This is a genomic window from Phyllobacterium sp. P30BS-XVII (genome assembly GCF_014138335.1).
GTDB lineage: Bacteria > Pseudomonadota > Alphaproteobacteria > Rhizobiales > Rhizobiaceae > Phyllobacterium > Phyllobacterium meliloti.
Window position 1 is genome coordinate 583,473 of sequence record NZ_JACGXO010000003.1, and the last position, 12,477, is coordinate 595,949.

The 12,477-nt window shown below is 56.9% G+C and carries 18 protein-coding genes; 5 read left to right on the forward strand and 13 right to left on the reverse strand.

All coding sequences use genetic code 11. The features are described 5' to 3' along the window. Positions 1-32 precede the first annotated feature (32 nt). From FHW17_RS12050 to FHW17_RS12065, 4 genes are all read right to left on the reverse strand, one after another. Positions 33-1,178 (reverse strand): YbfB/YjiJ family MFS transporter, encoded by a 1,146-nt coding sequence (locus FHW17_RS12050; protein ID WP_182509938.1) that lies wholly within the window; start codon positions 1,176-1,178, stop codon positions 33-35. An 88-nt stretch (positions 1,179-1,266) separates the two neighbouring features. After that, on the reverse strand, positions 1,267-1,854 hold the full coding sequence (locus FHW17_RS12055; RefSeq protein ID WP_112530402.1) for a methyltransferase domain-containing protein: 588 nt from the start codon (positions 1,852-1,854) through the stop codon (positions 1,267-1,269). Between the two features lie 149 nt (positions 1,855-2,003). Next, a complete protein-coding gene (locus FHW17_RS12060) occupies positions 2,004-3,374 on the reverse strand; it encodes a HAMP domain-containing sensor histidine kinase (protein ID WP_182509939.1) in 1,371 nt (456 codons plus the stop codon). Beyond that, complete coding sequence (locus FHW17_RS12065; RefSeq protein ID WP_182509940.1) at positions 3,374-4,048, reverse strand: response regulator transcription factor; 675 nt, start codon at positions 4,046-4,048, stop codon at positions 3,374-3,376. Before FHW17_RS12065 ends, FHW17_RS12060 begins: the two co-directional genes overlap by 1 nt. A 224-nt stretch (positions 4,049-4,272) precedes the next feature. Here FHW17_RS12065 and FHW17_RS12070 point away from each other — a divergent pair, with 224 nt between their 5' ends. Both FHW17_RS12070 and FHW17_RS12075 read left to right on the forward strand, forming a co-directional pair. Continuing rightward, positions 4,273-4,641 carry a metalloregulator ArsR/SmtB family transcription factor gene (locus FHW17_RS12070; RefSeq protein ID WP_112530364.1) on the forward strand — a complete coding sequence of 123 codons (369 nt, stop codon included), beginning with the start codon at positions 4,273-4,275 and terminating at the stop codon, positions 4,639-4,641. Beyond that, positions 4,638-5,117, forward strand: coding sequence for an SRPBCC family protein (locus FHW17_RS12075; protein ID WP_112530362.1), 480 nt, complete (start codon positions 4,638-4,640; stop codon positions 5,115-5,117). Before FHW17_RS12070 ends, FHW17_RS12075 begins: the two co-directional genes overlap by 4 nt. Here the strand turns inward: FHW17_RS12075 and FHW17_RS12080 are convergent. Beyond that, complete coding sequence (locus FHW17_RS12080; protein WP_112530400.1) at positions 5,114-5,584, reverse strand: MarR family winged helix-turn-helix transcriptional regulator; 471 nt, start codon at positions 5,582-5,584, stop codon at positions 5,114-5,116. The two genes, FHW17_RS12075 and FHW17_RS12080, sit on opposite strands and share 4 nt — an antisense overlap. 117 nt (positions 5,585-5,701) lie before the next feature. On the opposite strand from FHW17_RS12080, the gene FHW17_RS12085 reads away from it, so the two are divergent. Beyond that, positions 5,702-6,628: a cysteine synthase family protein gene (locus FHW17_RS12085; RefSeq protein WP_182509941.1), complete on the forward strand. Its 927-nt coding sequence runs from the start codon at positions 5,702-5,704 to the stop codon at positions 6,626-6,628. 10 nt (positions 6,629-6,638) lie between these two features. Here FHW17_RS12085 and FHW17_RS12090 read toward each other — a convergent pair whose 3' ends face one another. Together FHW17_RS12090 and FHW17_RS12095 are read right to left on the reverse strand one after the other, a co-directional pair. Beyond that, positions 6,639-7,229, reverse strand: coding sequence for a 2'-5' RNA ligase family protein (locus tag FHW17_RS12090; protein WP_182509942.1), 591 nt, complete (start codon positions 7,227-7,229; stop codon positions 6,639-6,641). A gap of 133 nt (positions 7,230-7,362) precedes the next feature. Then, positions 7,363-8,001, reverse strand: coding sequence for a helix-turn-helix domain-containing protein (locus FHW17_RS12095; RefSeq protein WP_182509943.1), 639 nt, complete (start codon positions 7,999-8,001; stop codon positions 7,363-7,365). A gap of 91 nt (positions 8,002-8,092) precedes the next feature. Here FHW17_RS12095 and FHW17_RS12100 point away from each other — a divergent pair, with 91 nt between their 5' ends. Then, the gene (locus tag FHW17_RS12100; RefSeq protein WP_182509944.1) at positions 8,093-8,707 is read left to right on the forward strand and encodes an NAD(P)H-dependent oxidoreductase; all 615 of its coding nucleotides are present in this window, start codon (positions 8,093-8,095) and stop codon (positions 8,705-8,707) included. 17 nt (positions 8,708-8,724) lie between these two features. Here FHW17_RS12100 and FHW17_RS12105 read toward each other — a convergent pair whose 3' ends face one another. Continuing rightward, positions 8,725-9,207 carry a MarR family transcriptional regulator gene (locus FHW17_RS12105; protein WP_112530351.1) on the reverse strand — a complete coding sequence of 161 codons (483 nt, stop codon included), beginning with the start codon at positions 9,205-9,207 and terminating at the stop codon, positions 8,725-8,727. 105 nt (positions 9,208-9,312) lie between these two features. On the opposite strand from FHW17_RS12105, the gene FHW17_RS12110 reads away from it, so the two are divergent. Further along, positions 9,313-9,726 (forward strand): VOC family protein, encoded by a 414-nt coding sequence (locus FHW17_RS12110; RefSeq protein ID WP_182509945.1) that lies wholly within the window; start codon positions 9,313-9,315, stop codon positions 9,724-9,726. A 54-nt stretch (positions 9,727-9,780) separates the two neighbouring features. Here FHW17_RS12110 and FHW17_RS12115 read toward each other — a convergent pair whose 3' ends face one another. The 5 genes from FHW17_RS12115 to FHW17_RS12135 all read right to left on the reverse strand — a co-directional run bounded on the left by FHW17_RS12115 (position 9,781) and on the right by FHW17_RS12135 (position 12,472). After that, positions 9,781-10,194 (reverse strand): GFA family protein, encoded by a 414-nt coding sequence (locus FHW17_RS12115; RefSeq protein WP_182509946.1) that lies wholly within the window; start codon positions 10,192-10,194, stop codon positions 9,781-9,783. 35 nt (positions 10,195-10,229) lie between these two features. Next, positions 10,230-10,694 carry an SRPBCC domain-containing protein gene (locus FHW17_RS12120; protein WP_112530344.1) on the reverse strand — a complete coding sequence of 155 codons (465 nt, stop codon included), beginning with the start codon at positions 10,692-10,694 and terminating at the stop codon, positions 10,230-10,232. Then, the gene (locus tag FHW17_RS12125) at positions 10,691-11,020 is read right to left on the reverse strand and encodes a metalloregulator ArsR/SmtB family transcription factor (protein ID WP_182509947.1); all 330 of its coding nucleotides are present in this window, start codon (positions 11,018-11,020) and stop codon (positions 10,691-10,693) included. Before FHW17_RS12125 ends, FHW17_RS12120 begins: the two co-directional genes overlap by 4 nt. Positions 11,021-11,076: 56 nt before the next feature. After that, positions 11,077-11,823, reverse strand: coding sequence for a 3-oxoacyl-ACP reductase family protein (locus FHW17_RS12130; RefSeq protein ID WP_210275865.1), 747 nt, complete (start codon positions 11,821-11,823; stop codon positions 11,077-11,079). A gap of 64 nt (positions 11,824-11,887) precedes the next feature. Continuing rightward, positions 11,888-12,472: a TetR/AcrR family transcriptional regulator gene (locus FHW17_RS12135; RefSeq protein WP_182509948.1), complete on the reverse strand. Its 585-nt coding sequence runs from the start codon at positions 12,470-12,472 to the stop codon at positions 11,888-11,890. Positions 12,473-12,477: the final 5 nt, after the last annotated feature.

Sequence of the window (12,477 nt, forward strand, 5' to 3'; positions counted from 1 at the left end):
GTTGTATGACAGCAATTAAATTGCTGTAATCTTCACTGCCGGGAAAGATAAGCAAAGACAGCCCCGATGACGAGGCTGGCAGCGGCGGCAAGCGTCGCTGTGGTGAAGTTGCCGGTGATATTGGCAAGGTATCCGCCCACCAGCGGCCCGATGATCTGGCCGATACCGAAGGCGGCGGTCATGACAGCCATGACACGGCGTGGTGATTGCGGCAGAAGTGCCCGCCCCGCCTGAAAGCCCGCTGCGGTCAGCACGATAAAGGTAAGGCCCAGCAGCACGCCGCCGAGGATCGGTCCCGCAGGCAGCGGCAGGAGAACACTTGCCGCAACACCCACCGCCTGCACGAGCATGCCCAGCGCGACCACAATAAACGGGCCGACGCGGCGTAAGACCGGCGTCCACAACCATACCGAGAAAGCAGCCGTGACGCCGGTGAGAAACCAGACCAGCGCTTCCATTTCGGTACCGCCGTGGTTTGCGCGCACAATGGCAACGATAAACGTGGCCGTGATGATGTAGCCGAAACCAAAAACCCCATAGGCGATATTGAGTTGGAGGAAGGCACGCGTCCAGCGCAGTGGTGGTTCCTTGTGATCGGTTCCGGTGCGCACCGGCCCTTCGCGCAGCAGGTACATCACCGCGAACAGGCCAAGAAGGGAGAGGATGGCTGCTCCAAACCAGTCAAACCGCCAGCCATAGTTTCCGGTTATCACAATCAGCACGGATGAAAGCGCGATACCCACGCCGACGCCGCCAAAATGCAATGCCTGCAAATCCTGCCGGTTGGCTGCTGCGAGATGGCTGAAAACAATGGTCGCTGACAGCACCAGCATGAAAGCGCTGGCCATACCGGCGAGAAACCGCAAGACGATAAACTCAAGAATTGTGGTGCTCAAACCTGCGACAAGGCACAGGAACGCGCTTATACCAAGCGAAACCAGCACTACCCGGCGTTCTCTTCCCGAGGCCCAGCCGTACCCCGCAATGATAGCACCCAGAAGATAACCGACATAATTGGCCGAAGCGATGACACCGGCGGCACCGGCAGTCAACGCAAGGTCCTTCATCATGGCAGGCAGGATGGGCGTGAAAATGAAACGCCCGATACCCATGGCAACCGCCATAGTGACAAACCCGCCAAGGGCGTAGCGAACGGGGGAAGCGCCTGAAAATGTCATGCCGCGGACATTATCGCTGCGATGCAGCATGACAAGACAATAAAATTGATCAACCTGTCACAGATGATGATCGATCAACCGCTATGGTTCAGATCGCAACGGGTGTGGCCGCGCCGCGCCTGACAATACGGTAAACGGCTGCTGGTGGGATGTTGCGAAAAGCCCGTCCGATACAAACGGCGTCCAGATCCAACTGGTCGAGCACAGACTTCGACACCGGACAGCGAAAACCATAGGTGAACTGATAATAGGCCCCTTCGGGCCGCAGATTGCTGAATGCACCGCCAAGGATTGCTGCGACTTTCTCCTGCGTCATGCTGAGAAGCGGCAGACCACTGACAACGGCACCAGCGGGCTGGATGTCGAAGAATTCGTGCAGGTCAAGCTGGGCAGCATCCATCTGCAGGATACGCATGCCGGGAAACCGCGATTGCAGCAATCGGGCAAATTCGGCGCCATATTCAATCAGGGTCAGATCCTTGGGGCGAACGCCGCGCGCAAGCAGTGCGTCGGTGAAAACACCTGTACCGGGTCCAAGTTCAAGCACGGGCCCCGATGCAGGGGTGATTTCGCTGGTGATCAAGCGCGCAAGGGCGGCTCCCGACGGGGCAATCGCGCTGACGCGAAACGGATCGCTCAACAAGGCCCGCATGAAAGTCCAAACGCTACCGGTCATCATAAAAATCATGCTCCAACGTTTTAGTGCAATCTGCTTATGGCGCCAATATTGTGGGAAGATTGCGGTAGGGCCCGGACCCTAACCGTCTGCGACAAAATACCCGCAGGGAAATGGTTTGAACAGAACTTGGACGTATTGGCGGAAGATTACGGCACCAGAGAAGTAGCGGCAAATTTTATGATGAAACAGGCACCGCCGCCGGGCGCCTTTGTGACTATAACCTGCGCATGATGCAATTGCACGATCTCCTGCACAAGATTGAGGCCAAGGCCAACCCCGCGATCCCGGGTATGCAGACGATGAAACGGTTCAAAGACGCGGTTTCGCTGTTCCGGTGGTATGCCCGGCCCCTCATCCTCAACCTGAATAATCGCAGGTGCCTTGATGCGGATGGATATGGTGCCTTGGCGCCCACCATGCTGAATGGCATTCTGCACCAGATTGATGATCGCACGCTCCAGCGCTGCCTGATCGCCCCTGACAACAACACTGGGCATTTCCGGCTCCAACGACATGGCATAACCGGCGGCGATAGCCAGCGGGGCAAGGTCAGCCACAACCCTCCTGCAAAGCGCCACAAGATCAACAGCCGCAAATTGAACGCCGCTCTGGTTAAGGCGTTGCAGATCGAGCAATTGTTCGGCGAGAATGCCGAGACGGGCCACATCCTCCAGCAAACGGCCATTGGTTGGCGTGACGGGCAGAGATTCCAGCCGGGTCTGCAGAATGGCGATGGGCGTGCGCAACTCATGGGCGGCATCCAGCAGAAACCGCTTATGCCGTTCATAACCATCATCGAGGCGGCCAAGGGCGTTGTTGACTGCCGTCACCAGAGGCGTGACTTCTCTGGGTACCCCGTCCAGCGGCAGACGTGTGCCGCGCTCGTCAATATTGATCCTCTCCGCCTGCGCCGCCACATGGCCAAGCGTTGCATGGGCTCTTCGGACAACAAACGGCGTCACCAAAAGCGTGCTGAGCGCCATGACGATGATGCCGGGCAGAATGATTGTTGCAAGGACAGCGCCCAATGCAGCCAGATAAAAGCTTAACGGTACGGAGCCGCCCGGTCCTGTCAGTATCTGTATCATCCCTGCCTTGGTGGATACACGCTTGAACCGGGCGGTGGAGCGTGGCGCATCGCCGAGATTCCAGCCAAACCGGGCCTGGCCGACATCGCTCAGTGCATCTCCGATACGGGCATATTCGGGCGGCACATTGCCCTGCGTCAGGGATTGGCCCTGCCCATCGCGCACCACAAACCAGAAATTCGGATTGGTGGCACGCTCGCGCGTAAGGATCGGCGTTTCCTGCACAAACAATCGGCCTTCAGCGCTGCGCCCGATAGAGTCGCGCAAGGCATTGATCGTCGTATCTTCCGTGTCGATTGAGCCCAACATCCCGCTATACCAAAGCGCGCACAGCACGAGCACGACGAACAATGTCAGCATTATCGCCTGCAGGAGAACCAGCCGGCTGACAAGACGCCACTTCAAGGAGTGCGGTTTTGTATTGGCCATCAGGAAGGGCGCTTCAGCAGATAGCCCACGCCGCGAATGGCGTGGATTTCAACGCCGGCCCGGGACTCCGTCAGCTTGCGGCGCAGCCGGGAAACATGGGTATCCAATGCATTGGACTGAATTTCATCATCAATACTGTAAACGGCATCTTCCAGCGAGGATCGCAACACCGTGCGCCCCATGCGCCGCAAAAGCGTTTCGAGGACAAGGAGTTCGCGGCGAGGCAGGTCAAGCCGGTTGCCGCTGATTCTGGCTTCCCGATTGATCAGATCGAAGGAAAGATTACCGACATTCAGAAGTTCCGATGGCATGTTCGGGGGACGGCGCAGGACGGCGCGCAGCCGCGCCAGCAATTCCTCAACGGCAAAGGGTTTGGCGAGATAGTCATCAGCTCCCTTGTCGAGACCGGATATACGATCCGCCAGTTCGCCGCGCGCGGTCAGTACAATGACCGGCACGCCCTCACCCTTCGCGCGAAGCTGCGGCACGATTGTCAGCCCATCGCCGTCGGGCAACTGCCTGTCGAGCAGAATTGCCGCATAGACATTGACCGACACGGCCTCTTCGGCCTGGGCAAGTGTTCCGACATGATCGACGACCATGTCATAGTTCTTGAGGGCTTCCCCAAGGGCAGCGGCCATTTCGGGCTCGTCTTCCACCAGCAAAATACGCAATATTCAGGCCCAGTCATGCACGAGGTTACAAAGGTGGCGACACAATTATGTCATTCACATTGCACAAAGGTTGCGCTCCGCGATCAGCGGAATCCCCCCTTCATTTATTCATACAACATTCCGGGCCAGCCGGCATAATTTGAAACTTAGGTATTGTCCTAAGTTTCAAATTGCCCTATGATTGGCTCCTCATCGATTGAAACCAGCCGGAAGATTCTGTCCCGATGACTGCAAGAGCGGCCACCACCCTGCCTGACCCCAACATTTTGCCGATCGACGCGGTGTTTCGCGCATTGGCGGACCCCACGCGCCGCCATGTGATCGAGCGGCTTAACCGAAGTCCCGCTTCGGTCAGCGAACTGGCGTCGCCCTTCGATATGGCGCTGCCGTCTTTTGTCGAACATTTACGGGTGCTGGAAGGATGCGGCCTTGTGCTTTCGCGCAAAACCGGACGCGTGCGCACCTATCAGATCGCTCCCGCCCGGTTGAAGCTGGCGGAAGACTGGCTAACGGAACAGCGGGCGCTATGGGAACGCAGGCTGGATCAATTGGATGATTATCTCTTGACCCTCAAGGAGGAGGAAAAACCATGACCCCATTGCTGAAACCTGATCCAAAACTCGACCTTGTGCTTGAACGCATTGTGGACGTGCCCCGCGAACTCGTCTGGAAAGCATGGACGAGACCAGAGCATATCTCCAAATGGTTCACGCCCAAGCCATGGTATATTTCCGACTGTGAGATTGATCTGCGTCCGGGCGGTATTTTCCGCACCGTCATGAACTCACCCGAAGGCGAACAATCCATCATTCACGGCTGTTATCTGGACATTGTCCCGAACGAACGGCTCGTGTGGACCGACGCCCTGCTGCCCGGTTATCGTCCGTCAGCGGAACCGTTTCTGACGTCGATCCTCATGCTGGAACCACATGGAAATGGCGGTACCAAATACACAGCCATGGCAATTCACCGGGATGAGGCAACGCGGCAGAAGCATGAGGAAATGGGCTTTTACGACGGCTGGGGCACGGTGCTCGACCAGCTCGTGGAATATGTGAAGACGATCTAGAGCCCTTCTTGCTTAGATAGATTCTCGGCTTGGTCCGCCAGTTGGCGGGCCAAATCGGCCGAGAGCAGTTCCGCAAGCCTGAACTGCGCTTCACGCCAGAGCGGAATGGCCGCTTCCAGACGCCGTGCGCCCGTCTCGGTGAGCCACACGGCCCGGCGTCGCAGGTCGGTTTCCACCATGGTGATTTCAATCAAACCCTCACGCTCCAGCGTGCGCAGATTGCGCGATAGGGTCGATTGTTCCAGCCCACTCTTCTGCGCCAATACGCCCAGCGTATCATCCGGCAGGCTGGCGATCTGTGCCATCAGACCAATCTGCGCCGAAGTCAGGCCAAGGCCTGCCAACTCATGATCGAGAAAATTGGTGATGCGGCGCGCCGCAAGACGGCTGTTCCAGCCCGCACATGTTTCAACCAGCGCACGGGCATCGGATCGCAATGTCTTTTTCGGTTGTTTCTCAATGCTCATGGATATATGCATATACATTATATGTATCTACATGGAAATGGAAATTGAAATTTGCACGTTCGACAGTCAGATCAGCGCTGCCAGATCGGCGTTGATTGATCGCGGAGCATAGCCAGCATGAACGACTTTCAACGGAATATCCTGCACACGATTGGCAATACATCATTGCTGGCGCTGCGGAACATCGTCCCGGCAAACGGTTCGCGCATCCTGCTCAAACTTGAGAGTGAAAACCCGACCGGCAGCATGAAAGACCGCATGGCGCTTGCCATGATCGAGGCGGCGGAGGCGGATGGGCGTCTTATCGCGAATGGCTGCGTGGTCGAATACACAGGCGGCAGCACGGGCGTTTCCCTATCCCTCGTCTGTGCGGTCAAGGGATATCCGTTGCATATCGTTACGTCAGATGCCTTTGCCCGCGAAAAGCTGGATCACATGAAAATGCTCGGTGCCAGATTGCAAATCCTGCCCAGCGAAAGCGGCCGCATGACGGAAAAGCTGACCCGTGACATGATTGAAGCCGCGCGGATCATTGCGGAAGCAACTCCCGGCAGCTTCTGGACAGACCAGATGAACAACCGGGATCAGCTGACCGCATACCACGCCATGGCAGAGGAAATCTGCGCACAGGCCAACGGGCCGATTGACGGCTTTGTTCAAAGTGTCGGCACCGCCGCATCGCTGTGCGGCGTTGGCGAAGCCTTGCGCCGCCACAATGAACGCACCAGAATTATTGCGGTGGAACCGGCAGAATCCCCCGTCCTGTCAGGCGGGAAAACCGGAGCCCACAAAATCGACGGGATTGGCGCGGGCTACATTGTTCCCCTTTGGCAAAACGATATAGCCGACGGGATAGAGCAGGTATCAACGGCGGAGGCCGCCGACATGACATTACGACTGGCGCGTGAAGAGGGGCTTTTTGCGGGTACATCCACGGGAGCCAATGTCGTCGCTGCGCTGCGGCTGGCCGAGAACCTTTCCCCCGGCGCAACCATCGTTACCATTATGTGCGATACGGGAATGAAATATCTGAGCAAACACTAGAAGCAGCGCCTTAATGCAAGGTCCACCGCTTTAGTATGTCATACTCAGAAAGCCCGCGTTTGCTGTGGATCAGCGCAAACTCGCGGACAGTGAAGCGGATGGGCTCGATGGGCTGCTCAGCGATCCGCTTCGGGCTGTAGAGCAAGGTCAAATGCGGGGTGAATTCGCCAAGTCTGCCTGGCAGACCATTGCGGATAAGGCAAGAGCCAAGCACCGTATAAAGCTGTGTCAGGCCATTTCCTTCGCCGATGAGCACCAGCGGCTGATTGCGCCGTCCCTTTACTTCAAAACTTCTAAGAGACGGAAATGTGACCTCAAAGGGCGGCACGGATACCGCGTCCCCTGCCCGCTTTGCTGCAAAGACGATCGAGCTGGGCAGACGTTTGAAATCGCCCAGAGCACGCAAAGAGATGTGGTAACGTTCTGTCCCGATAAGACTGCTTCGCACCAGCTGGAAATCGTTGATAATGCCCGCGCGGCAGACGTCGACAATATCGCCCACATCGACATTTGGCATGATGCCAAAGAACAACCGTTCCTGTAAATTGGGTCGCTTGGGTCTATTGGGCCAGTTGTCGCCCAGGTTCAATTCGCCTTGCATCTGCTCACACCTCCCGAAATGCCCAGGCATGTTCGCCGAAATGCTCCGGCATGCCCGCTGAAATGCCTCCTGCATTTTCGATCGGCCACACTAGAACAAATAGTGAACAATATTCAAGAGATTTCAGAAAAAATCAGCGAGGCGCTGCCGCGTCGCGCGTGCCTCTGCGCACCATCGCAACAATTGTTTCATAGAGTTCGTCCTGCGCCTCTACCGGCGTTATTTCACCTGTCGCCGCCGCGTCCGACAAGGCTTCGGCAGCACCCAGCATTGCCCAAAGACCGGCGGTTGAAATTGTGCCCGATGCGGCGAATGGTGCGAGGAGCACCCGGCACTTTTCGATAAAGACAGTTTCATATTCGCGCTTCATTTTTTCCAGTTCAGGCGAACCGGCCAGCGCTGCGATAATGCCCGGGATCTCGCGTCCCTGAACCAGTACACAGTCCACATAGCACGATGCAATGACATCGGCCCTCTCTTTCAGGGTCGGCCCGCTTGCGGCAAGCGCGGCATCCATAGTGGTGGCCTGCCGGGTATCGAATTCCTGATAGAGTACGGCGAGCAACCCGCCCCGTGTGCCGAAATGGTCATAAACGACAGGCTTGGTGACATCGGACTGCTCGGCAAGCCGTCCGAGCGTCAGGGCTTCCGTCCCCTCCTCACGGATGATCCGCCACGCAACATCCAGAAGCTGGCGCTGCCGCTCCTCGCGCGATAGCCGGCGACGCGGCTGCGGACTGGGATCGTCGTCTCTTGTTTCAACGCTTGACATGCTTATATACCAAAAGTAACTTACCTTTAGTAGCTTACTAAAAGTATATAGCGTAAGCCACCCACCTGCAATCCTCTACAGGAGTTTCGTCATGCATGCACTCATCGTTGTTGCGCACCCCGAGCCTACCTCACTCAGCCATAGCATCGCGGCGCAGGTTGCCGAAGGTCTGTCTCTGTCCAGTCACACCTTTGAAATCGCCGATCTCTCAGCAGAAGCTTTTGATCCCAGATATTCAGCGGCCGACCTCGCAGTGCATCGTACACAGGCAACGCCGCCTGCCGATGTTGTCGCCGAACAGGCAAGGATCGACCGTGCCGATACGCTGGTGCTGGTGTTCCCCGTTTATTGGTGGTCCATGCCGGGTCTGCTCAAAGGATGGATCGACCGCGTATTTTCCAATGGCTGGGCTTTTGATTTCAGCCCGGATACCGGTTCGGCAAAAAAGCTCCATCACCTCAAAGTCCATCTCATTGGCATTGGTGGCGCTGATGAGGAGATGTATACGCGGCACAACTATCTGACTGCCATGAAGACGCAGATTGACCATGGGATATTCGATTATTGCGGCGCTCGCGTCGTAACGTCGGAACTCCTGTTTGATTCCGAGATCCGTGATACGGCGCCGTTCCTCGCAAAGGCAAGAGATATCGGACGCGATCTCTTCAACGCAGGCGGGCAAGGTGAAGCAAACAAGGCGGCATAGCTTGCGATCCGCCCCCGTCAGAGCGCGGCGATCAGTTTGCGGAGCAAAGTGTTGAGCGTTTGCTGTTCGTCTTGTGTCAGCGCCGACAGTATCCGCTCCTCATTTGCTACATGACGGCCAATCGTCTCGTCAATCACGCGTTTACCGGCATCGGTGAGTGCAATCAGTTTGCCGCGGCGGTCGCCGGGATCGGGGCGACGCTCGACAAATCCGGCACGCTCCAGCCGATCAAGACGATTGGTCATGCCGCCTGATGAGATCATCGCCGCTTCATAAAGCCGGGTCGGCGAGAGCAGATATGGCTCGCCGGAGCGCCTCAAGGTTGCCAGCACATCGAACTCGCCGGGCTGCAATCCCGCTTGCGCAAAAAGCGGATTCATATGATCGCGCAGCACGCGCTCGGACGCGTCAGACAGGCGGCCAAAAACCTCCATGGGCAAAGCGGGCAAATCCGGGCGCTCACGACCCCATTGTTCAACGGCGATATCCGCACGATCCATCGCGAATTCCCTTCACACAAAGTATCTTGACATCAAGATACATTCTATATAGTAACTTAATCATGGGGAATAACACAATTGGACCCCCCGCAAAAGGAGGAAGTGATGAGCAAGATGATATTTGTGAACCTGCCCGTGCGCGATCTGGCCGCAGCAACGGCATTCTATGTTGCGCTGGGCGGCGAGGTAAACCCGCAATTCTCAGATGAACGCTCGACATCGGTGATGTTGTCGGACGTGATCGGGATCATGCTATTGACCCATGAGCGTTACAGTGAATTCACCAAGCGTCCGATTGGCGATGCGCGGCGCGAGAGTCAGGCCCTTATCGCGCTTAGTGTCGAAACGCGCGATGCGGTGGATGCAACGCTGGCGAAAACAACGGCTGCTGGCGGCCGTGCCGATCCCAATCCGGCACAAGACCATGGCTTTATGTTCAGCCGCAGCGTTGAAGATCCGGATGGAAATGTCTGGGAAGTCATGTGGATGGACATGGCTGCCTTTGCCCAGACGGCCTGATCAAGCATTGGCATATAAAAGGGCGTCCGGATCTCTCCGGGCGCCCTTTTTCATTCAAGCAGGAGGCATTCTGTCGAATTTCGGCACAGCCGGATCAAGATGATCCCAGGCAAATCCCGCTGCGGTCCATGAAACCAGCTGCGGTTTATAGCGGCTTGGATCATCGAGGCTTGCGGGCGTGACGATGAACACGTCAGGCATATCAGGAAATGTCATATAGACGGATGAACCACAGGTCGGACAGAAGGAGCGCCGCTTCACGGTTCCGCCATCGCCGACGGTCTGCCACTGCGATACGTCGCCTTCAACCTTCACTTGTACCGCCACAAAGGTCAGGTGAGATTGATGTCCGGTGCCGCTGTCGTGCTGACACTGGCGGCACTGACAGTCGACCATGACAGCCGGTTCACCTGAAATCTCGTAACGGATTGCGCCACAGGCGCAACCACCGGCATAGGATTTGCTCATATTCCCCTCCCAAATTGATATGATTGATTTGATCGTCAGTCCTGCTCATCGGCGATCGTGCCGATGCGCGGGAGAATCGTTCTCCAGCCCTCACTCATATTCCTGAGCGCCGTGTCGTTCTTCGGCAGCACGAAGCCGGAGTGAACAAGACGCAGGCGCGTGCCTGTCTCTGCCTTGGACAAGGTGAAGGTGACTACCGTTTCCAGTTTTGAGCCATAGCCGTCATTGCCCGCATGGCCACCCTTCCACGCATAGGCAAGTCGCTCATTCGGCACGACTTCCAACACCTCGCAGTGGATAGTGCCATCCCATGCACCTGCCGGTTTCGTCCGAAACGTGAACTGATTGCCAGCGACAGGCTCGAAACCCGCAGGTTCCATCAACCACCGGCTGATCAAATCGCCCGATGTCAGTGTTTTCCAGATCGTCTCCGGGGCGTGCGGAAAGATTTCGTCGACGACGATGGCCTGCGTATCGGACTTCACTGCAGCTTGGTTCATGGGTCGATTTCCTTCAGCAAGGTTCTAAGGTCCGCAAACCGCTCACGCCAGAAGACGCCGTAATGGCTCATCCAGTCGACCAGCGGCTCCAATCCCTCGGGCTGGGCACGATAATAGACATTGCGGCCCTCAGGGCGCTCGGCAACCAGACCCGCCTGTTTCAGGGATTTGAGATGCTGGGAAATGGCGCCCTGTGTCACGCCACTTCCCCGCGTCAGTTCAACCACACTGATCTCATCGGATTTAACAATCCGCTCAAACACCGCCCGCCTTGTCGGATCGGCGAGCGTGCGCATGACAGTGGTGATGGTGGCAGCTTCAATCATGAAAACAAATTAGCTCATACTAATCAATTAGTCAACACTAATCTATTTTTCTACTCTCAGAGCACATATCCGCCATCAATCGTCAGGCTGGCGCCGGTCATATAGGCAGATTCATCGCTGGCGAGATAAGCAACCAAGCCCGCGATCTCATGCGGTTGGCCAACACGCCCGAGAGGAACCAGAGATTTTACCTTCTCCAGATGATCGGCTGTCATATCGGTCTCGGTCGGTCCCGGCTGAACATTGTTGACGGTTATTGCGCGAGGCGCGAGATCAAGCGCGATACCCTTCACCATGGTCGCCACGGCTGCCTTGGTCATCGAATAGACGCTGGAGCCGGGAAAACCGGTGCGAATGGCGGTGTTGCTGCCGATAGTGATCACACGTCCGCCATCGGTGAGCCGAGGCGCAGCCGCCTGAATTGCCACGAACACGCCGCGCACGTTGACATCAAGCATGTGGTCGAGTTCCTCAAGGCCGAAAGTTTCAACCGAACCCAAGCGCAGAACACCGGCATTGACCACGATAATATCAAGCCGGCCGAACCGGTCGACGGCCTGCGCAACGGCATTCTGAATTGCCCCGGCATCGGCGCTGTCGGCCTTTATGGCCAGTGCCTTGCGGCCCATCGCTTCAACAGCTTCGACGGTCTCTGCTGCCCTGTTTTCGGCGGATGCATAGGTCAGGACGACATCCGCACCCTCTTCGGCCAAACGGCGGACAATCGCTGTACCGATCCCGCGAGATCCGCCGAAAACCATCGCGACCTTACCCAGCAATTTGAAATTCTCACTCACAACCATCTCCATTCTTGACTGATTAGTCCATAATTAGACAAACAAAAGCGCCTTCGTGTTCAGATGGCGCTCAATCTATTTTAAGTCTGTTCACGGCGAAGTGTGCGAGGGCGTGCAAGGCATCAACACCCGCGCCACTGCGTGCGGCAAGCTGCATTCCGGTCATCGTCATCTGGATGAACCGGGCCGCGTCCTCGACGTTCACAGCCGGATCGATCTCAGCTCGGCTTTGGCCTTCGTGCAGACGCTCAACCAAAGAGGAAAAGAGAACAGGTACGACTTTAGCCCGAAGCTCTACGAGTTCAGGATCATCAGCGCCAAACTCGCTGGCGGCACCCACTCCCATGCATCCCATGGCTCGCTGACCATCATCTTCGGCAATCAAGCCAAGCAGCAGTGCTTCTATCCCGGCCAGAGGCGAAGCCGGACCCTTCAGCCGCTGCAGATGACCCGATGTGGTGCCCTGCTGATAGCTTTCCAGCGCTTCAAGGTAGAGCGCCCGCTTGTCACCAAAAGCATTATACAGGCTTTGCCGGCCGATCCTCATCGCCGCAAGGAGGTCTTCCGTCGAGGTCGAAGCATAGCCTTTCGCCCAGAAAACGCGCGTAGCGCGCTCCAGCGCCATCTCCCGATCGAATTCTCTTGGTCTTGCCATAACGG